Consider the following 23,404-nt stretch of genomic DNA (forward strand, 5'->3'; position numbering starts at 1 on the left):
GACTTCTCCCCGGTGGGGAGAAGAAACAAGCGGCGACCACTCGCTCCATCGGTTATTGCCCGTCTTGAGGCGAGATAACGCAATTGGCCACGTCTTCGGAGGAAACCTCATGGAAAACAAGGTTCAGGAAATGTCTGTCGCATCTGTTTCCGGTTGTGCGGAAAAGGGCGAGGGCGCTATTGTCCCGCACATGAAGATTCTTGTCATTGAAGACGACCTCGAGGCTGCAGCCTATATGACCAAGGCGTTCCGCGAAGCCGGGATCGTCGCCGACCACGCCAGCGATGGTGAAAGTGGTTTGTTCATGGGCTGCGAGAATGTCTACGACGTCATGGTGATCGACCGCATGTTGCCGCGCCGCGACGGGCTTTCCGTCATCAGCGAACTGCGCCGCCGCGGCATCGAGACGCCGGTTCTTATCCTTTCGGCGCTGGGGCAGGTGGATGACCGCGTGACCGGCCTGCGCGCCGGCGGTGACGATTATCTGCCGAAACCCTATGCCTTCTCCGAACTGCTCGCGCGTATCGAAGTGCTTGGCCGCCGCAAGGGCAAGCCCGAGCAGGACATGATCTATCGCGTCGGCGATCTCGAGTTGGACCGCCTGTCCCACGATGTGCGCCGGGGTGGCAAGGAAATCCTCCTTCAGCCGCGCGAATTTCGCCTGCTGGAATATCTCATGAAGAATGCCGGCCAGGTGGTGACCCGCACGATGCTTCTCGAAAATGTCTGGGATTATCATTTCGATCCGCAGACCAATGTCATCGACGTGCATGTTTCCCGCCTGCGCTCGAAGATCGAGAAGGACTTCGAGAAGCCGCTGCTGAAGACCATTCGCGGTGCGGGCTACATGATGAAGGACGAGGGCTGATTGCCGAAAATGGCCCGCCTCAGAATATTGTTCAGGTCGACAGCGGTGCGCCTTTCGGCGCTCTATATTCTGCTGTTTGCGCTCTGCGCGGCGTTCCTTGTTTTTTATGTCACTGCGCTTTCCGAAAGGCTGCTGAACCAGCAGACGCGTGACGCCGTGCTGCAGGAAGTCTCGGATGTGCAGCGCATCTATAATCGCGGCGGTATCAATCCGCTACTGAGGATGATGGAGCGCCGTGCCCGTCAGCCGGGAGCGAGCCTTTACATTATCGCCGGGCCGAATGGTGAAATTCTGGCCGGCAACGTCGCCTCCGTGCAGCCCGGTGTTTTCGACAAGGAAGGCTGGACCGGCTTTCCCTTCCGTTATGAGCGTTATTCCGAAAGCGGCGACAGCGTGCAGCATCTTGCCACGGCCAATGTTTTCGTTCTGGACAACGGGCTGCGCATCCTGATCGGCCGCGACCTCGGCGAGCCGACCAAATTCCGCGCCCTGGTGCGTAATGCCCTGATGGTGGCGCTCGCCATCATGAGCGGCGGCGCCCTGCTGATCTGGTTCGGCATCGGCCGCAATGCACTGAAACGCATCGACCGCATGTCGGCGGCAACCAAGAAGATCATGGCCGGCGACCTTTCGCAGCGTCTGCCGCAGGGCCGCTCCGGCGATGAGTTCGACAGGCTGTCCGGCTCGCTTAACGCCATGCTGGGCCGCATCGAGAAGCTGAATGAAGGCCTGCGGCAGGTTTCCGACAATATCGCCCATGACCTGAAGACGCCGCTGACGCGCCTGCGCAACAAGGCCGCCGCGGCACTGGACGATGATGACGAAACGAAACGCCGCGCAGCCCTTGAAGGCATTATCGCCGAGTCCGACCAGCTCATCCGCACTTTCAATGCGCTGCTGATGATTTCCCGTGTAGAGGCCGGTTCCATCGCCGCCGAAATGACTGAAGTGGACGTCTCGGCGATTGCCGAAGACAGCGCCGAACTCTACGAGCCGGTGGCCGAGGATGCGGGGCTCGCGCTGGAAACCGAAATCGAACAGGGCCTCATCGTCAAGGGCAACCGCGAATTGATCGGCCAGGCGCTTTCGAACCTGATAGACAACGCCATGAAATATGCCTGCGAAGGCGAGGGTGACAAAAAACTCGTCGTTCGTCTGGCAAAGGCCCCTGGCGCAATCCTGCTTTCCGTTGCCGATAATGGTCCCGGTATTCCTGCCGACAAGCGCGGCGAGGTGCTGAAACGCTTCGTGCGGCTGGATGAAAGCCGCTCCAAGCCCGGCACGGGCCTTGGCCTGTCGCTGGTGGAGGCGGTGATGGAACTGCATGGCGGGTCGCTGGAGCTTTCGGACACCGACGCCTCCAACATCGCCTGCCCGGGGCTGACAGTCTCCATGGTTTTTCCAGACAATAGCCGCTGAAGAGAGCCGGCGAGTGTATTCCGGCGGGGAGTTGTGCCCCGCCAGACGACAATCCTCGCGTTAGAACGTGTAGGCCAGGCCCACCATCGCAAACGGCTGGATATCTTTTTTGGACAGCGGGCTGTCCTTGGCATCGCCCAGCAGGAAACCGACGCCTCCGGTGCCGGTGATCGACCAGTTCTCGGTCATCAGGTAGGTGACGGAGGCGCTGGCGTCGACGCGCTTGAAGCCGGATTTGGCGTCGAAGCGACGCAGGCCCGAACGGGCGGATTGCGCCGAGGTCACACCGAAATAGGATTTCATGTGCTTGTCGTCAGCCCAGGTGGCGGAGAGGTCCGCTCCGAGGATGAACTGGTCGACCTTATGGGAAACGCTGGCGCCGATCGAGGCTGTCAGGCCCTCGCTGCCATTGATGGTCTTGTCGACCTTGGCGTAGATTTCGAAGGGTTCAGCGTCATAGGCGATAACGCCGCCAATGACGCCGCCTGCCTTGATATCGCCCATCCCGCGCAGGTTTTTCCTGTCGTCCTTTTCCTTGCGCCCGGGCTCCCAGCCGCCTTTCACTCCCAGCCGGAAGCCGTTGCTGTTCAGCAGGTTGACGGTGACGCCGCTGAAATCGATGCTCAACATGTCCCCATAGGCGACGGAGACCAGCGGCACGGGGCCGGCCTCCAGCTTGTCCGACCCCTCATATTTCGGGGCATAGGCGGCGCCGACACCGAGCGTGATTTTCCAGTCGCTGGAACTGCTGTAGCGGGAATTATCGAAACCGGCCTGCGGATCGGCCATGCGGTCCGATTTGCCGATATCGGCGGCGAAAACCGGCGCGTAGACCGCTTGTGCCACCGGCAGCGCCGTCAGGCAAAGCGCCATGGCGCACAGGCTCTTTTGCCATTTCATTGTAAAAATCTGTTTCATGATCATATCCGTTGCAGCACCGCGTGTTTGAAAACCGGGGAGTCGGGTTTCGTTGAGGAGAACGCTACGTGGGCACAATTGCGGAGACATTACGCGGCATTGCGATGCGCCGCCGAAACCGTGGTCGCGCCAGCAGGGTTTCGGAAAATTCGGCAAAAGCGGTTTTCCTGATCGCAAAGCGCGCCGCATTTGTTACAACGCAGGTGATATGTGCCTGCAGGCTTCGGTGATGCAACGGCAGGATGGTTACCGTGGGAGAGCGGCCCGTCCTGAAAATCCGGTATGGCCGACGGACAATCGGGCTCGGGAGAGGGAGAGAAGCATTGACGAAACCGGAAAGCGCCGAAAGGCGGCTGAACGACGTGCTGGCGGGCGTGATCCGCCCCTATACGCAGACCGAGCTGAAATCCGTGCTCTCCACTCTGAAAGACATCGGCAGAAGCGAGCCGGCGGTGGCCGCGCTGCTTGCCGACGAAAGCGCCCTGAAAGACTTCGTTGCCGCGGCCTTCACGCTCTCCCCCTACCTGCGCGACATGGCGGCGGCCGATGAGGGGCTGTTGTCACTGGCCATTTCAAAACCTCTGGAGCCACTGCTCGCCGATCTCGTGCGTCAGGCGCGCGATTGCTGGAAACCGGGAGAGGACGGCGGCATACCGAGCGAAAACGAGGTAATGTCGAGGCTGCGGATCGCCAAACGGCGGCTCTCCTTCGTCGCGGCACTTGCCGATCTCGCCCGTATCTTCACTGCGCGTGACACGACCCGCTGGCTGAGCGACATGGCGGATGCGGCACTCTCTGCCGCCATCGATCACCTTCTGCTGTCGGCCCATGAGAGTGGCAAGCTGAAACTGAAGGATGTTGCCGCCCCCAGCGAAGGATCGGGCCTCATCGTGCTCGGCATGGGTAAGCTCGGTGCCCGCGAACTCAACTATTCCTCCGATATCGACGCCGTGGTGTTTTTCGAACCCTCCGCCGGGATCATGGACGACCCCTACGACGCGACGGAGAATTTCGGACGCATGATGCGCCGTCTGGTGCGCATCATGCAGGAGCGCACGGCCGATGGTTATGTCTTCCGCACCGATCTGCGGCTGCGGCCAGACCCGGGCTCCACACCGCTCGCCATCCCCGTGGAAGCGGCACTGCTTTACTACGAGGGCAGAGGCCAGAACTGGGAGCGCGCTGCCTATACCAAGGCACGGCCGGTGGCGGGCGATATCAAGGCGGGTGAGAATTTCCTGCGCGAACTCACGCCCTTCATCTTCCGCAAATATCTCGATTATGCGGCGATCGCCGATATTCATTCCATCAAGCGGCAGATCCACGCCCATAAGGGCCACGGCGCGATTGCGGTGAAGGGCCACAATGTCAAGCTCGGGCGCGGCGGCATCCGCGAGATCGAGTTTTTCGCCCAGACGCAGCAGCTGATCGCCGGCGGCCGAATGCCGGCGCTGCGGGTGCGCGCAACGCAGGAGGCGCTGGCGGCGCTGACCGAGGCGAAATGGATCGACGCCGAGACCCGTGACAGCCTGACGGATGCCTATTGGTTCCTGCGCGAGGTGGAACATCGCATCCAGATGGTGCGCGATGAGCAGACCCATGTGCTGCCCGATACCGAAGCCGAACTGAAGCGCATCGCCTTCATGCTGGGTTTCGAGGATACCAAGGCCTTCTCGGAAAAGCTGGAAGAGGTGCTGCGGCTGGTGGAGCGGCGTTATTCGGCGCTGTTCGAACAGGAAGTGAAACTGTCAGGCGAGGCCGGCAATCTGGTGTTCACCGGTCAGAAGGACGATCCCGATACGTTAAAGACGCTCTCCGCCCTCGGTTTCGAGCGGCCGGAGGATATCTCCCGCGTCATCCGCACCTGGCACAATGGCCGTTACCGGGCGACGCAGTCGGTCGAGGCCCGCGAGCGGCTGACGGAATTGACGCCGGACCTGCTGCGCGCCTTTGGTGAGAGCAAGCGGGCCGACGAGGCGCTGCTGCGCTTTGACAATTTCCTCTCCGGCCTGCCGGCAGGCATCCAGCTTTTCTCGCTGCTCGGCAACAACCCGGCGCTGCTCGACCTGCTGGTAACGATCATGTCCTCCGCGCCGCGTCTGGCCGAAATCATCGCCGCCCGCCCGCATGTCTTTGACGGCATGCTGGACCCGGCTTTGATGAGCGACATCCCGACACGCGACTATCTCGCCCACCGCATGGGCAGTTTCCTCTCCAATGCCCGCCATTATGAGGATATTCTCGACCGGCTGCGTATCTTTGCCGCCGAGCAGCGCTTCCTCATCGGCGTCAGGCTTCTGACCGGCGCGATCCGTGGCGAAGTCGCCGCCCGTGCTTTCACCCATCTTGCCGATCTGGTGATCGAGGCGGCGTTGGATGCGGTGCTGGCGGAGATGGAGGCGGCACATGGGCCCTATCCCGGCGGCCGTGTCGCCGTGATGGGAATGGGCAAGCTCGGCTCCTTCGAACTGACGGCCGGATCGGATGTCGATCTCATCCTGCTTTACGATTATGATGATGCCGCCCATGAATCGACCGGCGCAAAACCGCTCGATGTGGTGCGTTATTTCACCCGCGTCACCCAGCGGTTGATTGCCGCCCTGTCGGCCCCGACGGCAGAAGGCGTGCTTTACGAGGTCGACATGCGGCTTCGCCCCTCCGGCAACAAGGGGCCGGTGGCGACCCGCATTTCCGCCTTCGAAAAATACCAGCGTGAGGAGGCCTGGACCTGGGAACACATGGCGCTGTCGCGCGCCCGCCTGATCTGCGGCGATGCCTCGCTGATGGACGATGCGCGCCGCATCATTGCTTCCGTCCTGTCGCAAAAGCGGGATGTGCCCAAGGTCTCGGCCGATGTGCTGGAAATGCGCAGCCTCATCGAGCAGGAAAAACCGCCGGAAAATAATTGGGACTTCAAACTCATCAATGGCGGCCTCATCGACCTCGAATTCATCGCGCAATATCTGGCGCTGGTAGGGCCTGCGAAGGGGCTTGCCGCGCACGAACCGGGGCGCAACACGGCCGAGGCGCTCCAGGCGCTCGCCTCTCCGGTGATGGAGCCGCAGGCCTTCGATGACTGCATGGCGGCGATGGGGCTTTATACGGAAATATCGCAGATCGTTCGGCTTTGTATCGATGGGGCGTTCAATCCGAAGGAAGCGCCGGCGGGATTGATCGATCTTGTGTGCCGGGCAGGTGATTGCCCTGACATTCCGACACTGGAGGGGGAAGTGAAGCGGTCATCCAAGGCGGTGCGGAAGGCGTTTGTGGCGGTGGTGAAGAGTGGGTGATGTTGGTGGGTTTGGCGTGCGCCATTTGCGCTGGTGAGTCTGGCTTCACCCCCCTCTGTCCTGCCGGACATCTCCCCCTCAAGGGGGGAGATCGATATGAGGCCAGCTTTCGGCCATCTCAACGGTCAAGGATGAAGTGGCGAGAGGGCGTCCTGCCGATCTCCCCCCTTGAGGGGGAGATGTCCGGCAGGACAGAGGGGGGTGTCGCGCATTCGACCTTAACGTATCGCAGCACATTCAGCGCGTCCGACGCCCAACTCAATGCACCGTGCCACACCGCCCCGCCGCATGCGGAATAATAATCGTCACCACCGTCCCACGCCCCTCACACGAGCGGATCTTCATCGTTCCGCCATGCAGCTTCACCAGCGAGCGGGAAATCGCAAGCCCGAGACCGGAGCCGCCCTGGCTCTTGGCATATTGGCTCTGCACCTGCTCAAAGGGCTGACCGATCTTTTCCAGCGCCTGTGTCGGAATGCCGATACCGGTGTCGGCGATGGTGAGGATCATCGCAGCCTCATGCACATGGGTGCGCAGCGCAATGCTGCCGCCGTCGCCGGTGAATTTCACGGCGTTGGAGAGCAGGTTGAGCATGATCTGCTTCATGGCGCGGCGGTCGCCCTGCATGGTGAGGCCGGCGCAGACCTTCTGCTGCACGGTGATGTTCTTCTGTTCGGCCTGGATGGCAGTCAGACGCAGGGTCTCTTCGATCAGCGGCGCGAGATCGATGGTCTCGCGGTTGATGCGCATATGGCCCGCCTCAATCTTCGACATGTCGAGAATATCGTTGATGACGTTGAGCAGATGTTTGCCACTGTCATGGATGTCGCGCGCATATTCGGAATATTTGGGAGAACCCACGGGGCCGAACATCTCGTTCAGCAGTATTTCGGAGAAGCCGAGGATGGCGTTGAGCGGCGTGCGCAGCTCATGGCTCATATTGGCAAGGAATTCCGATTTCGCCCGGTTGGCGGCCTGGGCGCGCTCTTTTTCGGCAAGGTAGTTGGCGTTGGCGTCAGAAAGCTCGGTCTTCTGGCGCTCCAGCTTGTGCTGCGAGGCGGAGAGATCGCCGATGGTGGCCATCAGTCGCCGCTCGGAATCGCGCAGCCGTTCCTGGTGGCGCTTCAGAAGCGTGATGTCGGTGCCGACTGAGACGAGGCCGCCATCGCGGGTGCGGCGTTCGTTGATCTGCAGCCAGCGATCGTCGGCAAGCTGCACCTCCGTGGTGCGGGACAGGCCGGACTGATCGGGATCGGCAACGCGACGTTCGACGACCGGCCGGGCTGCTGCGGCATAAACCGTGGATTTCTCCGTGCCTGCCACCAGCACGCTGTCGGGCAAGCCATAGGCCTTCTGATAATGGGTGTTGCACATGACGAGACGGTCGTTCTTGTCCCACAGCACGAAAGCTTCGGACGTGGATTCGATGGCGTCGGCAAGGCGCTGGTCGGCCTCGGCATAGCGCTGCGCAAGGCGGTGCTGTTCGGTGACATCCATGGCAATGCCGATGACACGCGGCCCATTATTGGTGCGGATGACCTGGGCGCGGGCACGCAACCAGACATAATGGCCCTTGGTGTGGCGCATGCGGAAGATCTGGTCGATCTGGCGCAGGTTGCCGCAGCCGACAGCCCGGGCAAGCTCATAGAGATTGCCGTCTTCGGAATGCATCATTCGCGCCGCATCGGAGAAGGACAGCGGTGTCGCCTTGGGCGGCATACCGAGAATCTCGTAAAGCGAACCGGACCAGAACATGCGCCGGGTGGAAAGGTCGAAATCCCACAGGCCGCAACGGCCGCGCGAGAGCGCCGTCTCTACCCGCAGGTTGGATTCGGCGAAGATGTCGTCGGCATCGCGGGCGCGCTTCACCTGCATGTAATAGGCATAGAGCACCACGAGCAGGATGGAGGAAATGCCCGCGAACAGCGTGACATTCATGGCGATTTCGCTGCGCCAGAACGAGCGGATCGGCTGCAGCGACCGCGCCGCGATGACCATGGCACCATCGTTTCCGAAGGGGATCATCGTCGCGTAATGCTGCTGGCCGTCTATATTGGTCTCGATGGTTCCGGGAGCGCCGGGAAAACGCTGCACGATGGCGATTTCCGGCAGCAGGGCAGGCAGGGAGGTGCCAATGTAAAGCATTGCCTCCTTGCCGGAACCGGCAAAAATACGACCGTTGCTGCCCGACAGCAGCACCATGGTGCCATCGGCAAGACTGCCCTGCGGCAATGCGGCGACAAGGCTTGCCTCGGCGCGGGTGCGGTCCTGCGAGGTGAAAACAGTGCCGTCGTTCAGCAGGGCCGCCTTCGCGGTCAGCGCCGTCAAAGCCGTGGAGTGGCGGGCGGCTTCTTCCATGCGGCTGTATTCGGCGACGATGCCCAGCATGCGCGAGGCCGCCACGACCACCAGAAATGCGAGGATCAGAATGGGAATGAGGCGCTTCAGCAGGGTCTCGACCTGCGGCATGGGCCGTTCCGCGCCGCTCATCAAACCCATCAGGTCACTGGAAAGCTTTTCGCCCCAGGCCGCTAGATCAGAAAATTTGGCATACGGCCGCTCATCGCCCGCAGTCGCCCGCCGCACGTTCGTCATTGTCCCGCCTTTTAGATGTCCCCGTGATTCGAAGCGCCGCCGCTCGAATATCTCTAATGAATCAAATGCGATTCGCCCTGTCCAGAGGCAAAAGTTAAAAGAATTTTAACCCCTTGAACCGACTCCGTATTTTTTCGGGACAGTCTGTTTCCGCTTCGGCAAAAGCGGGATTCATGAAGAATAACAGTGAGGCGGCGCTTCAATTCCGGCTGCTTGGGAATGCCGCGTGTAACGTTTCAGGCTCCGTCGAAGGCATCGAGAGCAGGACCAAGCGCGCTGATCACGCCATTTCCGGCGGCAGGGAGACCGGTGAGCACCGCGCTGATGATATCGTCACGGCTCGCACCGCGCGCCTTGCCTTCCATCACATGAAAACCGACGCCGCTTTCCAGGCGGAGGGCGGCAAGAATGCCGATGTAGATCAGGCTCTGTGTCTTCACGTCGAGCGTGGACGCGGCCCCGAGAGCCTGCACGGCCTGAAACCACGCCGCCTTATGGTCTGGAGCATCGCTGATGAAACGCTGAAACGAAGCGCTTGTTCTGGACATATCCGTCATCTGAGGTTCCTGTCTGATCCCGGGCCAACCGCGGCCCTTCGCACGAAAGATGCTGCATGATGCACGACGCCGCCTTGATGGAAATCAAGACGGCGTCGCGGAATGGGTCAGAATGTCGGAGCTTCGGCGGAAAGTCAGCCCTTCAGGACACGCCCGACGATATCGCTCACATCCGTCGAGAGGCCTTTCGCCTCGGCAATGGTGGAAAGCGCTGCTTTCGCATGGTCGGCGCGGCTTGCCTCAAGTGAGCGCCAGGAGCGCATGGACGTGAGAATGCGGGCGGCAAGCTGCGGATTGCGTTTGTCGATGGCGATGATCTGCTCTGCGAGGAACCGATAGGCGGCGCCATCGGCACGGTGAAAGCCGGTAGGATTGGAAAAGGCGAGCGTGCCGACGAGCGAACGCACCCGGTTCGGATTGGTGGCGATGAAATGTTTCGATTTCATCAGTGCCTTGATACGATCAAGCGCGCCTTCGCCGGGAATGGCGGCCTGCAGCGAAAACCACTTGTCGAGCACGAGTGCATTGTCGGCGAAGCGTTTTTCGAAAGCGGCAAGCGCTTCCTTCGTTTCCGCGCTGTCGGGGAAGCGCTGCGTCAGCACGCTGAGTGCATGGGCGAGATCGGTCATGTTGGTGGCGCCGGCATAGGCCTTCGCCGCCCGCTCCGGCGTTCCCTCGGCAAAGGCGAGGAAGGTCAGCGCACCGTTGCGCAGTGAACGCCGCCCGGCGCTTCCGGCATCGGGGCTGTAGGCCTCGCCATTGGCAGCATCGTCGGCAAGCCGCCGCAGTGTGTCCTGGCCGGCTGTCGCAATCGCCGTGATCGTGGCGTTGCGCGCCTTGTGGATGGCATCGGGATCCGTGTTTCCGCCGAGTTCGCGGGCGATATCGGTCTCGCTGGGCAGGGCGAGTGCCTGCGCCCGGAATGCTGGTTCAAGCGCGTCGTCGCCGATGATTTCGATGAGCGTCGCGATCAGGTCGGCATCGGTGCGGACGTCTTCGCCTTTCTGCACCGCCTTGGTGGCGGCGATCAGCACGGGCAGGGCGAGATCGGTCAGCGCCTGGAAACGCGCGAACATATCCGTCTCATGCCGGGCAATCTGCACCAGGTCGGCAGCATTCTGCTCGAAATGCAGGTTGATCGGCGCGGAGAAGCTGCGGTTGATCGATAGCACCGGCCGCGAGGAAATGCCGGAGAAGGAGAAGGTCTGGTTGCGCTGGGTCAAATGAAGTACGCCGTCGCGATACTCGCCGCCTTCAACGGCCTGCGGTTCGGCGATCTGACCATTATCGAGGATCAGCGCCAGCGAAAGCGGAATGTGGCGTGGCTGCTTCACCGGCTGGCCGGGGGTCGGCGCGGTCGTCTGTTCCAGCGTCAAGCTGAAAGTGGCCTTGCCGGCATCGTAAGCGGACGAAACGGAGACTAGCGGCGTGCCGGCCTCGGTGTACCATAGCGAAAACTGCGAGAGATCGCGGCCGCTGGCATCGGCAAAGCTCCTGACGAAATCTTCGACTGTTGCAGCATCGCCGTCATGACGTTCAAAATAGAGGTCCATGCCCTTTTTGAAGTCTTCAGCGCCGAGGATCGTGGCGATCATGCGGGTGACTTCGGCACCCTTTTCATACACGGTCGTCGTGTAGAAGTTGTTGATTTCGCGATAGGTATCCGGGCGCGGCGGATGCGCCAGCGGACCGGAATCCTCCGGGAACTGCTCCGACTTCAGGTGGCGCACATCGGCAATGCGCTTCACCGGCCGCGAGCGCATGTCGGAAGAAAATTCCTGATCGCGATAGACCGTCAGGCCTTCTTTCAGGCACAGCTGGAACCAGTCACGGCAGGTGATGCGATTGCCTGTCCAGTTGTGGAAATATTCATGCGCAATGATGCGCTCGATATTGGCATAGTCCGCATCCGAGGCGGTTTCCGGGTCGGCCAGCACGAATTTGTCGTTGAAGACGTTGAGACCCTTGTTCTCCATCGCGCCCATGTTGAAATCCGACACGGCGACGATCATGAAGATGTCGAGGTCGTATTCGCGGCCGAAGCGCTCTTCGTCCCATTTCATCGAACGCTTCAGCGCATCCATGGCATAGGCAGCGCGCGGCTCCTTGCCGTGCTCGACATAAATCTTCAGCGCCACGTCCCGTCCGGACATGGTCGTGAAAGTATCTTCCACCACGCCGAGATCGCCGGCAACGAGAGCGAACAGGTAGCTCGGTTTCGGATGCGGATCGAACCAGGCCGCGAAGTGACGGCCTTCGTCGTAATTGCCGCCGCCCAGGAAATTGCCGTTCGAGAGCAGCAGCGGATTACCTTCCTTTGCCGCGATGATCGTCACCGTATAAGGCGCCAGAACATCCGGACGGTCGGGGAAATAGGTGATGCGGCGGAAACCTTCCGCTTCGCATTGGGTGCAATAAACGCCATTGGTGCGGTAAAGCCCCATCAGCTGCGTATTGACCTGCGGGTTGATGTAATTGGTGACGCAGATCTCGAAGGGAGATTCAGCGGGAAGGTCGCGGATGGTCAGGCTGTCCGGTGTGGCCTCGTATTGAGCGGCGGGCAGCTCCACCTGGTCGAGCAGCAGGCTGGAAAGCTTCAGTTCGTCGCCATCAAGAACCAGCGGTGCATGCCGGTCGGCGCTTTCGCGCCGGTGGAAGATCAGACGGGCTTCGACCTTGGTATTTTTTGGGTCGAGTTCGAAGGTGAGATCCACCCGCTCCAGAACGAAATCGGTGGGGCGGTAATCTGCCAGGTGAACGATCTGGCCCGTGTCTGTTCGCATGACTATCCCTGAATAACTTGGCGTGGTCGTCCCGGCATCATGTCGTCATAAGGCCCGGATGTAAAATGGGTAGAATATTCGTCACGTTCATGTGCGCGTCGGAGGACATTCTGTCCCGCCATGGAAGGCTTTGCCGGCCATGCAGATGATCCTCCCCGCTGCCGGACCAACGGACCATCGCAGCAAATGTTGAACGATTGCTGAAATTATATTTTATTTTCTTCAAATTTTAGCGCGTGCCACTTTTTGCCTTCGCGCCTGCCTTGCGAGGCTTCGATTTCTCCACGCCATCAACCGAATTCAGGGATAAATCACAATTTTTGTTGTAAAGCGCCGGAGGAATGCTCTAGCCTTGCGCAAATCCAATTCCCCCGCGTCGTCTCCCCCGCATGAAACTTCCCGATGGCGTGTCTGCGCAGCCGATATGAGTAACTGCTAATGAACGCCGAACCGATGAATCCCTTCCGCGGGATCAGCATGAAGCTGATTTCGGTTGGCTTTTTTCTTGTCATGCAGACCTGTATAAAGGCCGCGGGGGATGTGCCGGCCGGCCAGATCACCTTCTTTCGTTCGGCTTTCGCCATCATTCCGATTGTCGTTTATCTTGCCTGGCTTCACGCGCTCGCAAGTGCGCTGCACACCAACAATCTCCTCGGCCATTTCAAGCGCGGCTTTCTTGGAATCCTCTCAATGGCCTGCGGCTTTTACGGGCTGACCATGCTGCCGCTGCCGGAATTCATCGCCATCGGTTATGCCTCGCCACTTCTCGCGGTGGTTTTTGCCGCCTTTATCCTGCATGAGAAGGTGCGTATTTATCGCTGGAGTGCAGTCTTTGTGGGCATGATCGGCGTGCTGGTCATTCTCTGGCCGAAGATGACGCTTCTCAGGGAAGGCGGGTTTGCCGCGGGTGAGGGGCTGGGCGCCATTGCCGTGCTGTGTGGTGCCGCCCTTGGCGGGCTGGCGATGATCCAGGTGCGGCAACTGGTGGAAACGGAAAAGACGCCAACCATCGTGCTTTATTTTTCGCTCACCGCCACCCTGCTGTCGCTCATCAGCGTTCCCTTCGGCTGGAGCGTGCTGACAGTGACGCAGACCCTGCTTCTGATAACCAGCGGCATCTGCGGCGGCGTCGCGCAAATCTTTCTGACGGAGAGTTACCGGCACGCCGAGGTCTCGGTCATCGCGCCCTTCGAATACAGTTCCATCGTCTTCGGTATCGTGGTTTCCTACGTCCTTTTCGGAGACATACCCACGCTGACGATGCTCATCGGCACGGCGATCGTGATCCTGGCCGGCATCTTCATCATTTTCCGTGAACATCAGCTGGGATTGGCGCGACGCGCGGCGCGCAAGGCCTCGACGCCGCAGGGGTGATGTTGCATCTGCGGCTGTGTGTTGAGTCGGCCTTTATGACGAAGCGAAATTTCTCTCGCCGTCATCCTCGGGCCTGTCCCAAGGATCTGCAAATGTTTCGATTTTGGATAAGTGCCTAGATCCTCGGGTCAAGCCAGAGGATGGCGTCAGAGCAAGTGGCGTGTCCATCACTTCACCGCCCTTAATCGTACACCCACAAAAGCAAAAGGCGCCTTCCCGAGGAAAGACGCCAGCGCGCAATCATATCTGTAAGCCAGTGTAAGCCGGCCTGAGTGCTTCTCAGCGCTCGCGGAAATCCGCGAAGACTGCCGAGGGACGCGTCACGCGGACCTGCTGCATGGCAGCGCGTGCGGTCAACTGTTCGTTAGCGGCTGCGCCGAAACGATGGTAGCCCTGACTGGAGCGAGGGCCGAGGCCCGCCAGGCGGAGCGATTCAAAGCCGGAATGCACCGGACGGAAGCGAGTGGTCATTGCCTTGGTTCCTTTAACCGAAATTCCTCCCAAGACATGGCCGTATATCGCAGCGCAGCATGGATTCGGCAAGTTGACCAAATGCGCCGCTGTTATGCGTAATGCGCATGGCTATTTTCATAATTCATTTACATTGAGCAGGAATGAGGCAATCAGCCTTCGGCGATCTTTGCCCGAAACATCAATAAATCCTGCCATGCCAAGGACTTACTGGCCGGCGCGTTCAATAGTTCCTGGGGGTGCAGGCTGGCGAGCGCCGGCAAAACAAGGTGTCCGGCTGCGACATCACGCCACTGTCCGCGCAATGTATGGATCGTGCCGGTGCCGCCAAAGAAGAAACGTGCGGTAAAGTTGCCCAGAAGCAACAGGTGTTTTGGCTCCGCAAGGGCGATCTGGCGCTCGATGAAGGGGCGGCAGATATCCATTTCGGCTTGGGTCGGCGGGCGGTTGCCCGGTGGCCGCCACGGCACCACATTGCCGAGCATGATGGTGCTGCGCTCAAGGCCGATGGCCGCCAGCATCCGGTCAAGCAGCAGGCCGGTCTTGCCGGCAAAGGGCAGGCCCTCGCGATCGTCATCCGCATCCGGCATGGGGCCGATGACCATGATGCCCGAGGAAGCGTCACCTTCGGTGAAGATCGTATTGCGGGCGCTGTTCTTGAGGTTGCATCCGGAAAAACCCTCAAGCGCGGTTTTCAGTTCGGCAAGCGATCTCGCGCTTTCTGCGGCAAAACGCGCCGCTGCCACCGCCTGCTCATCCGGCATGGCGACATTCTGCGGAACGGCTGGACTTGCCGGCGCTCCGCGCGCGGGAGCACTGCGCGTTGCTCCCTGCCGCTGCGGCACATCGACGCCGCGATCCGCAGGCCTTTCAGTCTGCCGTGCAGATGTCGCCGCCGCCTGAACAGGCGCGGACCGGGCAGGGCGGGCGGCGGCAAATTCGGCAAAACGGTCTACGGGCGCCTCTTCCAGCAACCAGTCGACGCCCGCATCCGCATGGAAATGCAGGAGGGCGGCGAGTTCGGCCGGGGAGAGGTCTTGAGCGGCGATCATGGGCGGAAATTACCCCATGTTCCCCGCCCGGGGAACCCGCAAATCACACTGTCCAGCGCTGAATATCGCCGCTTTCGCCGATCATGGCCAGACCATGGGCAATCGAAAGCAGCTCGCCGCCGCTTTCGATGCGGTCGGCGTCGAAACGGCGGGTGAAAAGCTCCCGCACCGCCGGCACGAAGGAGGTTCCGCCGGTCAGGAACACCTTGTCGATCGCATCTGGCGCAACCTGCGTCTTTTCCAGAACCTCGTCGAGCGCTTCTTCTATCTTGGCAAGGTCCTCGGCGATCCAGCTGTTGAAATCGCTGCGCTTCACCATCTTGCGTCCGGCCTTGCCGAGCGGCGCAAAGTTGAACTCCGCTTCTTCCGCCGAGGAGAGCGCCATCTTGGTGGCGGAAATAGCCTGATAGAGCGGGTAGCCCTCGTCATGCTCAACGAGGTCGATGAACATTTCCAGCTTTTCCGGCTCCAGCGCCGAGCGCACCAGCGACTTCAGATCGGTGAATTCCTTCGAGGTCTTGAAGATCGACAGCTGGTTCCAGCGGCCGAAATTCACGTAATAGCCGGAGGGCACATCCAGCACCTTGTCGAAACTCTTGAACTTGCTGCCCTTGCCGATCTCCGGCGACACCAGATTGTCGATCATGCGGAAGTCGAAATGATCGCCCGCAACACCGACGCCGGAATGGCCGATGGGGGTGGCGGAAAGCTTGCCGGCATGGGTTTCGAAACGGATGAGCGAATAGTCGGTGGTGCCGCCGCCGAAATCCGCCACCAGCACATTGGCGTCCTTCTTCAGGCTTTGCGCGAAATAATAAGCGGCCGCCACCGGCTCATAGACATAGTGTATTTCGGGGAAACCGGCCCGGCTCAGCGCCTCGTTGTATCGGGCAAGCGCCAGCGTCTCGTCCGGATTGCTGCCGGCAAAACGCACCGGCCGGCCGGCAATGACAGTCGATACATCATCGGGCCATTCCGTCCCGGCATAGGTCTTCAGCTTGCGCAGGAACACTTCCATCAAATCCTCGAAGCTCTGCCGCTTGGCGAAGATCAACGTGCCCTGAAACAGCGGTGACGCCGCAAACGTCTTGATCGATTGCAGGAAACGGCAGTCGCCGGCATTGTCGATGAACTGGCGGATAGCGGCGTGGCCCGCCTCCACATGCAGGGCGGCCGCGCCGAGGCCGGCGTCCTTCATGAAGGAGAGGGCCGTGCGCATGCTGTCATCCGTGCCGGCGCTGCTGGTAAAGCGCATGGAATGGCTTGCGCCGCCATTGTCGGAAAGAGCCATGACCGTATTTGTCGTGCCGAAATCGAGGCCGAGAGCCCGCTTTTGCGTCATCGCCATATTCCTTGTGTCGATAGAAGAACCCGCCCGGCCTTGGATGGCCCGGCGTGAAAATAAGGGATGCTCTTGGCACCCCGATGTCAGAGGAGGGCGGTTGATTGCACAGGGCGGGCGGAATGGCAAGCGCCGTGGGTCTTTTTTCGGTCGAACGCCCGTGCCCGCGCGCCAGTCGCAAAGTTGCGGCAATCCTGGCAACGCATGGTAAACGGGATTACAATTCCTTTAAGAAAGAGCAGTGTAGTTCTAGGCGACGGCTTTAAGGGAATTCTGTTAAAGTCAGCTTTGTCGAAGTAACCGGATTGAAGATGTATCCATTTTGCTATCGAGCGTAAATATTTATTAAATTTCGGAATGTCCATATGGACATGCTGTATTTGGTTTTCGGTCGTTTTTAGTTTTGGAAATTATATGCCCCACAAAATCAGCCAGCATGCAGTGGAGGATGCAGCGCCGGACGATGCCGGTGTCGTTCACGGCGATATGGGCGTTTTCTTCCGGCAGCTTATGGCCCTCCTGGAAGCATCGCAGCAGGGATACGCTTTGTTTGATGGCAGCGATGAGTTGCGGTTCGCCAACAGTGCCTTCCGCGCCGCGCTCGGTATCGGACAGCGCGATTTTCCGAGCTGGGTGGAACTGATGCGCAGTGGTTTTCGCAACGCGACCGGTACGGCCATCGAGACATCGGATTTCGAACTCTGGCTGCGCTCGGCCAAGACGAGGCGCGGCAAGCTGCCGTTCCGGACCATTGAGACCAGTCTCAATGACGGGCGCTGGATACTGACGACCGAGACCACGCTGCCGGGCGGCTGGATGCTATGCGTGGTCACCGATGTTTCCGAACTTGGCATCGAATTGCGCGATCTGCGCCAGGAGCGGGACAGGGCGCTGAAATCCGCCCTGAGCGACGAGCTGACCGGGCTCGGAAACAGGCGTTACGCCATGGATGCGCTCAACCACCTGCTTGGGCCCAACAAGGCGCAGGCGCTCGCCGTCATCATCATGGATATCGACCACTTCAAGAGCGTCAACGATCGCTTCGGCCATGCCTACGGCGATCTCGTGCTGAAGGATTTCGCAGGACGACTGTCCGCCGCTGCCGGGCGTGACGACCTTCTCGGCAGGATTGGCGGGGAGGAGTTTTTGCTGGTGCTCAGTGGCTCGCGCATGCACGGCGCCGAAAGCCTGATGCGGCAGCTCCTGTCGTCACTGGCCGATGCAGCCCCTCTGCGCGACATGCCCGAGTTTCGCTACAGCTGCTCCGCCGGGATCGCCTTTGCCAATCCCGGCGAGAGTACAAGCGACGTTTTGCGCCACGCCGATACCGCGCTTTATGAAGCCAAGAATACCGGGCGGAACCGCTACGTGATTTACGGAACGGCGTCGTGACAGCACCCAGTCGTCAGTTCGACTTTGCCGCGCCGCCATCTACCCTGAGCATCGTGCCGGTGATGTAGCTTGCGGGCACCGAGCAGAGGAAAGCGCCGGCGGCAGCGAACTCCTCCACCGTGCCGAGGCGGCCTGCGGGAATGCTCTTGACCGAGGCCTCGCGGATTTCCTCGATGCTCTTGCCGAGACGCTTTGCATTGGCGCCATCGAGCTCATCGATGCGGTCGGTGTGGATGCGGCCGGGCAGAAGCAGGTTTGAGGTAATGCCGAAACCGGCCACTTCGGAGGACAGCGTCTTGCTCCAGCCCACAAGCGCGCCGCGCAACGTGTTGGAAAGGGCGAGATTGGCAATCGGTTCGAATACGCCTGACGAGGCGACGGTGAGGATGCGGCCGAAACCCTGCTCCTTCATGCCGGGCAGAAGCGCATTGGTCAACGTGATGACCCGCAGCACCATCGACTGGAAGAACGTATCCAGCTTCTCCGCCGTCATCTCCTGAGCGAGGCCCGGCGTCGGGCCGCCGGTATTGTTGACGAGAATGTCGATGCCGCCGAGCTTTTCCCTGACGGCCTGAACCATGGCCTCGACAAAATTGTCGTCGGCAAGATCACCCCAAACCCAGTCGGCCTTGCCTTTGCTAAGGGCGTTGATGGCCTTGCAGTTCGCTTCCAGCTTTTCACCGCTCCTGCCGACGAGAAGGACATTTGCACCCTCCTTTGCCAGCGCCGTCGCAATGCCAAGCCCAAGGCCGCGTGAAGAGGCGAGAACGAGGGCGCGTTTGCCGGAAATGCCGAAATCCATGGGTTTTGTCCTGTCTTGTGAGTGCTGTATGTGGTGTTTATAGAGCATTTCCAGGAAAAGTGGACCCCGGTTTTCCGTCTGGAAATGCGCCGAAACAAAGAGTTAGGCGTTTTCTCGATTCGAGGAAAAGCAAAATCCCCCTGTGAAGGCGGGCCCGGTTTTGAAGGTCGAACAAGTGTCATGACAGAACAATCTTTGCTGAAATTCTCGATTGCCGTCACGGTTCTGCTGGCGTTGTTCGGCATCGGGGCGGGCCTGTTTTCCGGCTCCTTCGCGGTCGTCTTCGACGGTGTCTACGCCCTGACGGATGCTTTCATGACGATGCTCGCATTGCTCGTGGCGCGGCTGATCGCCGCCGCCGCGGCACCCAGGCCGGGCGGCCGGCTGGTGGAGCGCTTCACCATGGGCTTCTGGCATCTGGAGCCAATGGTGCTCGGCCTCAACGGCACGCTTCTGATGGGGGCGGCGATTTACGCGCTCATCAATGCCATCGACAGCCTGATGGATGGCGGCCGGTCGATCGAGTTCGATTACGCCATCATCGTCACCTTCGTCAGCTTCGCCGTCTCGCTCGCCATGGCATGGTTTGTCAAACGGCAGAACCAACGGCTGAAATCCGCCTTCGTGGCGCTGGACGCCAAAAGCTGGCTGATGAGCGCGCTGCTGAGCGTGGCGCTGTTCATCGCTTTCGCCATCGGTTACGGGCTGACGGGAACGTCGCAGGCATGGCTGTCGCCCTATGTCGACCCGGCCGTGCTGGCGCTGGTCTGCCTCGTCATCATTCCCATGCCGCTCGGCAATGTGAAACAGGCGCTGGCCGACATACTTCTTGTCACCCCGCTGGAGTTCAAACAGCATGTCGACAGGGTGGCGGGGGAGGTCGTGGCGAAGTTCGGCTTTTCCTCGCATTACTCCTATGTGGCCCGGGTTGGCCGCGGCCGCCAGATCGAACTCTTCTTCATTGTTCCCAGAAACTGGCCGCCGCGGCGCCTTGAGGAATGGGATGCGATCCGCGACGAGATCGGCGAAGCGATAGGCGGCGAGGGGAGTGACCGTTGGCTGACGATCGTGTTCACGACGGATGAAGAATGGGCTGTTTGAGCGGGGTGTGGAAAGCAAGGTCTGCTTCGTCCCCGGGAGTGGGCCAAGTGGCCCGCGCCTTTAAAACTGGCGGCGCTCACGGTCCCTTGGTTTCGTTTTCCTTCTTCGCCTGATCATGATGCCATTTGATGGCGAAGAACATGCCCGTTCCCAATACGAGAATTTTGAACGGCAAGAAGACGATAGGGAAGAAGTCCCACATTTCAGATATTCCAGCTATGACGTGACGATATATTTCTTAGGAATATTAGCTCAAAACCGCTGCGTCCGACACCGGCCATATTGACGCAGATGCGGTCGCGATCTCCCCTGTCATGCGATCGGCCCGCCCATCAATCGCTTTTGGCCGCCTCATTATAGGTTGGCTATGCCTGCCCAATGCCCGCAACCCTTGACGCATTCCCCCGTCGATCATATCTTCATTATTACGTGAACGTAAAAGTAATAAACAATCATCAGGTTGTCTGACAATTGACTGGCGTGCGACATGTTTTGCCGCTATAGAAGCTCGACAAAGGCGTGCCGCTTTGCAAAGACGGATGCTGATGGATACGGTGTCGCGGATGGACTTTTTGTCCGGCGCAGGCGGTGCGTCGCAGGTGTGGAAAAGACGATAACAACAGCCGGATGGGACCGGCGATCTGAGAGGATGGAAATGACGGAAGCGATGGAACTGCCCGAACGCGAAGCGATGGAATTCGACGTTGTGATCGTCGGTGCGGGTCCGGCCGGTCTTGCCGCCGCAATCCGGCTGAAGCAGGTGGAGCCGGAGCTCTCGGTCGTCGTGCTGGAAAAGGGCGCGGAAGTCGGTGCCCACATCCTCTCCGGCGCCGTGGTCGACCCCATCGGCATCGACAGGCTGCTGCCGGGATGGCGCGCCGAGGAGGGGCATCCCTTCAAGACCGAGGTCAAGGACGACCAGTTCCTGTTCCTGGGGCCGGCGGGCTCCATCCGCCTGCCGAACGCCATGATGCCGCCATTGATGAACAATCATGGCAATTACATCGTCTCGCTTGGCCTCGTCTGTCGCTGGCTGGCGGAAAAGGCGGAAGGGCTCGGCGTCGAGATCTATCCGGGCTTTGCCGCCACGGAAGTGCTTTATAACGACGAAGGCGCTGTCATCGGCGTTGCCACCGGCGATATGGGCATCGAGAAGAATGGCGAGCCGGGCCCGAACTTCACCCGCGGCATGGAACTGCACGGCAAATACGTGTTGATCGGCGAGGGCGTGCGCGGATCGCTCGCCAAGCAGCTGATTTCCAGATTCGATCTGTCCAAAGATCGCGAGCCGCAGAAATTCGGCATAGGCATCAAGGAGCTCTGGCAGGTCAAGCCGGAGAAGCACAAGCAGGGCCTCGTGCAGCACTCCTTCGGCTGGCCGCTGGGTTTCAAGACCGGCGGTGGCTCTTTCCTGTATCATCTGGAAGATAACCTCGTTGCCGTCGGTTTCGTGGTGCATCTCAATTACAAGAACCCCTATCTCTATCCCTTCGAGGAATTCCAGCGGTTCAAGACGCATCCGGCGATCCGCGATACGTTCGACGGCGGCAAGCGCATTTCCTATGGCGCGCGCGCCATCACCGAAGGCGGTTACCAGTCAGTGCCGAAGCTCACCTTCCCGGGCGGCGCGCTGATCGGCTGTTCCGCCGGCTTCGTCAACGTGCCACGCATCAAGGGAAGCCATAATGCGGTTCTCTCGGGCATGCTCGCGGCGGAAAAGATCGCTGCGGCGATTTCCGCCGGCCGCGCCCATGACGAGGTTACCGAGATCGAGGCCGAATGGCGTGAAGGCGATATCGGCAAGGACCTGAAGCGGGTCCGCAACGTCAAGCCGCTCTGGTCGAAGTTCGGCACGCTCATCGGCGTCGGCCTCGGCGGTCTCGACATGTGGACGAACCAGCTGTTCGGTTTCTCTTTCTTCGGCACGCTGAAGCACGGCAAGACGGATGCGCAGAGCCTGGAGCCCGCCTCCAAACACAAGCCGATCGCCTATCCGAAGCCGGATGGCGTTCTGACCTTCGACCGCCTGTCCTCCGTCTTCCTGTCGTCCACCAACCATGAAGAGGACCAGCCGGTCCATCTTCAGGTGAAGGACATGGAGCTGCAGAAGCGCTCCGAACACGACGTCTTTGCCGGTCCCTCCACGCGTTATTGTCCAGCCGGCGTTTATGAGTGGGTGGAGAAGGACGGCCAGGAAGTCTACGTCATCAACGCCCAGAACTGCGTGCACTGCAAGACCTGCGACATCAAGGATCCGAACCAGAACATCAACTGGGTGCCGCCGCAGGGCGGCGAGGGGCCGGTTTACGCCAACATGTGACGGTGAAGCGATCTTGCCTCATGATGCTCGGGCTTGTCCCGAGCATCTGCAACGGTGATTTTACGATAGGTGGACGGATACTCTGCGGAGCGCCGTTTCCGTCGGCGAAAGCTCGTCGCGGTCATGCAGCTCGTCGGTCCGCCTGGTTCATTGTGTCTGCCACGGCACCAGAGCAGCGCCATTGCCCTCTTTCCCGTCAGTATTTGTGGATTGCTCTTCGATTTCTTACATATAGGATGTTGGGGTGTTGTAGCATCATGTGGCCTGTGGATCGCGGGCAGTGAATGCGATAACGCCTTGAACGTGCATATGGTCCTAGGTGCCGTCGCCAGACGGCAGGGAGTGAAGGAATGTCCGGCTTTCAAAGGCTGAATATCGTGCGGAAGACAGGCTTGGCTGGCAGCGTCGCGGCGCTTGCGATGGCTGCCTTTTCTTTCACTGGCAATCCGGTGGCTGCCGCGAGCTGTCGTTCCGATGCCATGGCCGGCATAGACTGGCGCGAATGCAACAAGCGCCTCCTGATGCTGGGCGGCAGCAATCTCGACTCGGCGATGCTCTACGGTACGGATTTCACTTATACGGATCTGCGCGGTTCGTCGCTGAAGGGCGCTAACCTTGAGAAGGCCAAGCTCATCCGCGCTGCCCTTGGCGAGGCGAACCTTCAGGGCGCAAATCTGACGAAGGTGGAAGCCTATCGAAGCGATTTTTCCGCCGCCGACGCCACCAACGCGAAATTCGTGAATGCCGAAATGCAGCGAACCAAATTCGAAAACACCAAGCTGGACGGCACGGATTTCACCAAGGCGGAACTCGGCCGCGCCGATTTCGAGGGCGCAACGCTGAACGGCTCGAAATTCTCGCTCACCAACCTGTCGCGGGCCCGGTTCGGTGGCGCGAAGCTGGGTGGCCCGGTCGATTTCACTAGCGCCTTCCTGCTGCTGACTCGGATTGAGGGGGTCGATCTTTCCACGGCCACCGGCCTTGACCAGAAACAGATCGACATCGCCTGCGGCGACGCCAAGACCAAACTGCCGAATGGCCTGACGGCGCCCGCCTCCTGGCCGTGCCCGGAAGATCCCGACGACGAGTGATAAAAGGCCGCGCGGTTTTGCGCGGCCCG

The 23,404-nt window shown here is 60.3% G+C and carries 17 protein-coding genes; 8 read left to right on the forward strand and 9 right to left on the reverse strand.

Annotated features, from left to right (window positions below; translation table 11 throughout):
• Positions 1–109: 109 nt before the first annotated feature.
• Together BTN45_RS03030 and BTN45_RS03035 are read left to right on the forward strand one after the other, a co-directional pair.
• Positions 110–868 carry a response regulator transcription factor gene (locus tag BTN45_RS03030; RefSeq protein WP_004440811.1) on the forward strand — a complete coding sequence of 253 codons (759 nt, stop codon included), beginning with the start codon at positions 110–112 and terminating at the stop codon, positions 866–868.
• Between the two features lie 9 nt (positions 869–877).
• Positions 878–2,287 (forward strand): ATP-binding protein, encoded by a 1,410-nt coding sequence (locus BTN45_RS03035; protein WP_207589624.1) that lies wholly within the window; start codon positions 878–880, stop codon positions 2,285–2,287.
• Positions 2,288–2,347: 60 nt separating this feature from the next.
• Here the strand turns inward: BTN45_RS03035 and BTN45_RS03040 are convergent, their stop codons facing one another.
• Positions 2,348–3,211, reverse strand: a complete 864-nt coding sequence (locus tag BTN45_RS03040; protein WP_207588873.1) for a MipA/OmpV family protein — start codon at positions 3,209–3,211, stop codon at positions 2,348–2,350.
• A gap of 317 nt (positions 3,212–3,528) precedes the next feature.
• Here BTN45_RS03040 and BTN45_RS03045 point away from each other — a divergent pair, with 317 nt between their 5' ends.
• Positions 3,529–6,495, forward strand: coding sequence for a bifunctional [glutamine synthetase] adenylyltransferase/[glutamine synthetase]-adenylyl-L-tyrosine phosphorylase (locus tag BTN45_RS03045; protein ID WP_207588875.1), 2,967 nt, complete (start codon positions 3,529–3,531; stop codon positions 6,493–6,495).
• Between the two features lie 258 nt (positions 6,496–6,753).
• Here the strand turns inward: BTN45_RS03045 and BTN45_RS03050 are convergent, their stop codons facing one another.
• The 3 genes from BTN45_RS03050 to pepN all read right to left on the reverse strand — a co-directional run bounded on the left by BTN45_RS03050 (position 6,754) and on the right by pepN (position 12,430).
• Positions 6,754–9,090, reverse strand: a complete 2,337-nt coding sequence (locus tag BTN45_RS03050; RefSeq protein WP_207588884.1) for a PAS domain-containing sensor histidine kinase — start codon at positions 9,088–9,090, stop codon at positions 6,754–6,756.
• Between the two features lie 236 nt (positions 9,091–9,326).
• On the reverse strand, positions 9,327–9,647 hold the full coding sequence (locus tag BTN45_RS03055; RefSeq protein ID WP_207588886.1) for a carboxymuconolactone decarboxylase family protein: 321 nt from the start codon (positions 9,645–9,647) through the stop codon (positions 9,327–9,329).
• Positions 9,648–9,781: 134 nt separating this feature from the next.
• Entirely contained in the window at positions 9,782–12,430 is a 2,649-nt protein-coding gene (pepN, locus tag BTN45_RS03060; RefSeq protein WP_207588888.1) for an aminopeptidase N, read from the reverse strand.
• Between the two features lie 438 nt (positions 12,431–12,868).
• Between pepN and BTN45_RS03065 the strand changes: the two genes are divergently transcribed.
• Positions 12,869–13,804 carry a DMT family transporter gene (locus BTN45_RS03065; RefSeq protein WP_004440828.1) on the forward strand — a complete coding sequence of 312 codons (936 nt, stop codon included), beginning with the start codon at positions 12,869–12,871 and terminating at the stop codon, positions 13,802–13,804.
• Positions 13,805–14,083: 279 nt separating this feature from the next.
• Here BTN45_RS03065 and BTN45_RS03070 read toward each other — a convergent pair whose 3' ends face one another.
• The 3 genes from BTN45_RS03070 to BTN45_RS03080 form a co-directional block, all read right to left on the reverse strand.
• Positions 14,084–14,275 (reverse strand): hypothetical protein, encoded by a 192-nt coding sequence (locus BTN45_RS03070; protein WP_004440829.1) that lies wholly within the window; start codon positions 14,273–14,275, stop codon positions 14,084–14,086.
• A gap of 152 nt (positions 14,276–14,427) precedes the next feature.
• A complete protein-coding gene (locus BTN45_RS03075; protein WP_207588890.1) occupies positions 14,428–15,327 on the reverse strand; it encodes a uracil-DNA glycosylase in 900 nt (299 codons plus the stop codon).
• A 43-nt stretch (positions 15,328–15,370) separates the two neighbouring features.
• On the reverse strand, positions 15,371–16,669 hold the full coding sequence (locus tag BTN45_RS03080) for an Hsp70 family protein (RefSeq protein ID WP_006699368.1): 1,299 nt from the start codon (positions 16,667–16,669) through the stop codon (positions 15,371–15,373).
• Between the two features lie 414 nt (positions 16,670–17,083).
• Between BTN45_RS03080 and BTN45_RS03085 the strand changes: the two genes are divergently transcribed.
• Positions 17,084–18,061 carry a sensor domain-containing diguanylate cyclase gene (locus BTN45_RS03085; protein ID WP_072494213.1) on the forward strand — a complete coding sequence of 326 codons (978 nt, stop codon included), beginning with the start codon at positions 17,084–17,086 and terminating at the stop codon, positions 18,059–18,061.
• A 13-nt stretch (positions 18,062–18,074) separates the two neighbouring features.
• Here BTN45_RS03085 and BTN45_RS03090 read toward each other — a convergent pair whose 3' ends face one another.
• Positions 18,075–18,863, reverse strand: coding sequence for an SDR family oxidoreductase (locus BTN45_RS03090; protein WP_077986791.1), 789 nt, complete (start codon positions 18,861–18,863; stop codon positions 18,075–18,077).
• A gap of 180 nt (positions 18,864–19,043) precedes the next feature.
• Between BTN45_RS03090 and BTN45_RS03095 the strand changes: the two genes are divergently transcribed.
• Positions 19,044–19,964 carry a cation diffusion facilitator family transporter gene (locus BTN45_RS03095; RefSeq protein ID WP_112553545.1) on the forward strand — a complete coding sequence of 307 codons (921 nt, stop codon included), beginning with the start codon at positions 19,044–19,046 and terminating at the stop codon, positions 19,962–19,964.
• Between the two features lie 76 nt (positions 19,965–20,040).
• On the opposite strand, the gene BTN45_RS26600 is transcribed toward BTN45_RS03095, so the two are convergent.
• Positions 20,041–20,166: a hypothetical protein gene (locus BTN45_RS26600; RefSeq protein WP_004440843.1), complete on the reverse strand. Its 126-nt coding sequence runs from the start codon at positions 20,164–20,166 to the stop codon at positions 20,041–20,043.
• 453 nt (positions 20,167–20,619) lie between these two features.
• Here BTN45_RS26600 and BTN45_RS03100 point away from each other — a divergent pair, with 453 nt between their 5' ends.
• Both BTN45_RS03100 and BTN45_RS03105 read left to right on the forward strand, forming a co-directional pair.
• Positions 20,620–22,284: an electron transfer flavoprotein-ubiquinone oxidoreductase gene (locus tag BTN45_RS03100; RefSeq protein WP_207588891.1), complete on the forward strand. Its 1,665-nt coding sequence runs from the start codon at positions 20,620–20,622 to the stop codon at positions 22,282–22,284.
• Positions 22,285–22,634: 350 nt separating this feature from the next.
• Positions 22,635–23,375 (forward strand): pentapeptide repeat-containing protein, encoded by a 741-nt coding sequence (locus tag BTN45_RS03105; RefSeq protein ID WP_004440847.1) that lies wholly within the window; start codon positions 22,635–22,637, stop codon positions 23,373–23,375.
• Positions 23,376–23,404: the final 29 nt, after the last annotated feature.

The sequence above is a fragment of the Rhizobium sp. ZX09 genome, assembly GCF_017357485.1.
GTDB classification, from domain to species: domain Bacteria; phylum Pseudomonadota; class Alphaproteobacteria; order Rhizobiales; family Rhizobiaceae; genus Agrobacterium; species Agrobacterium pusense.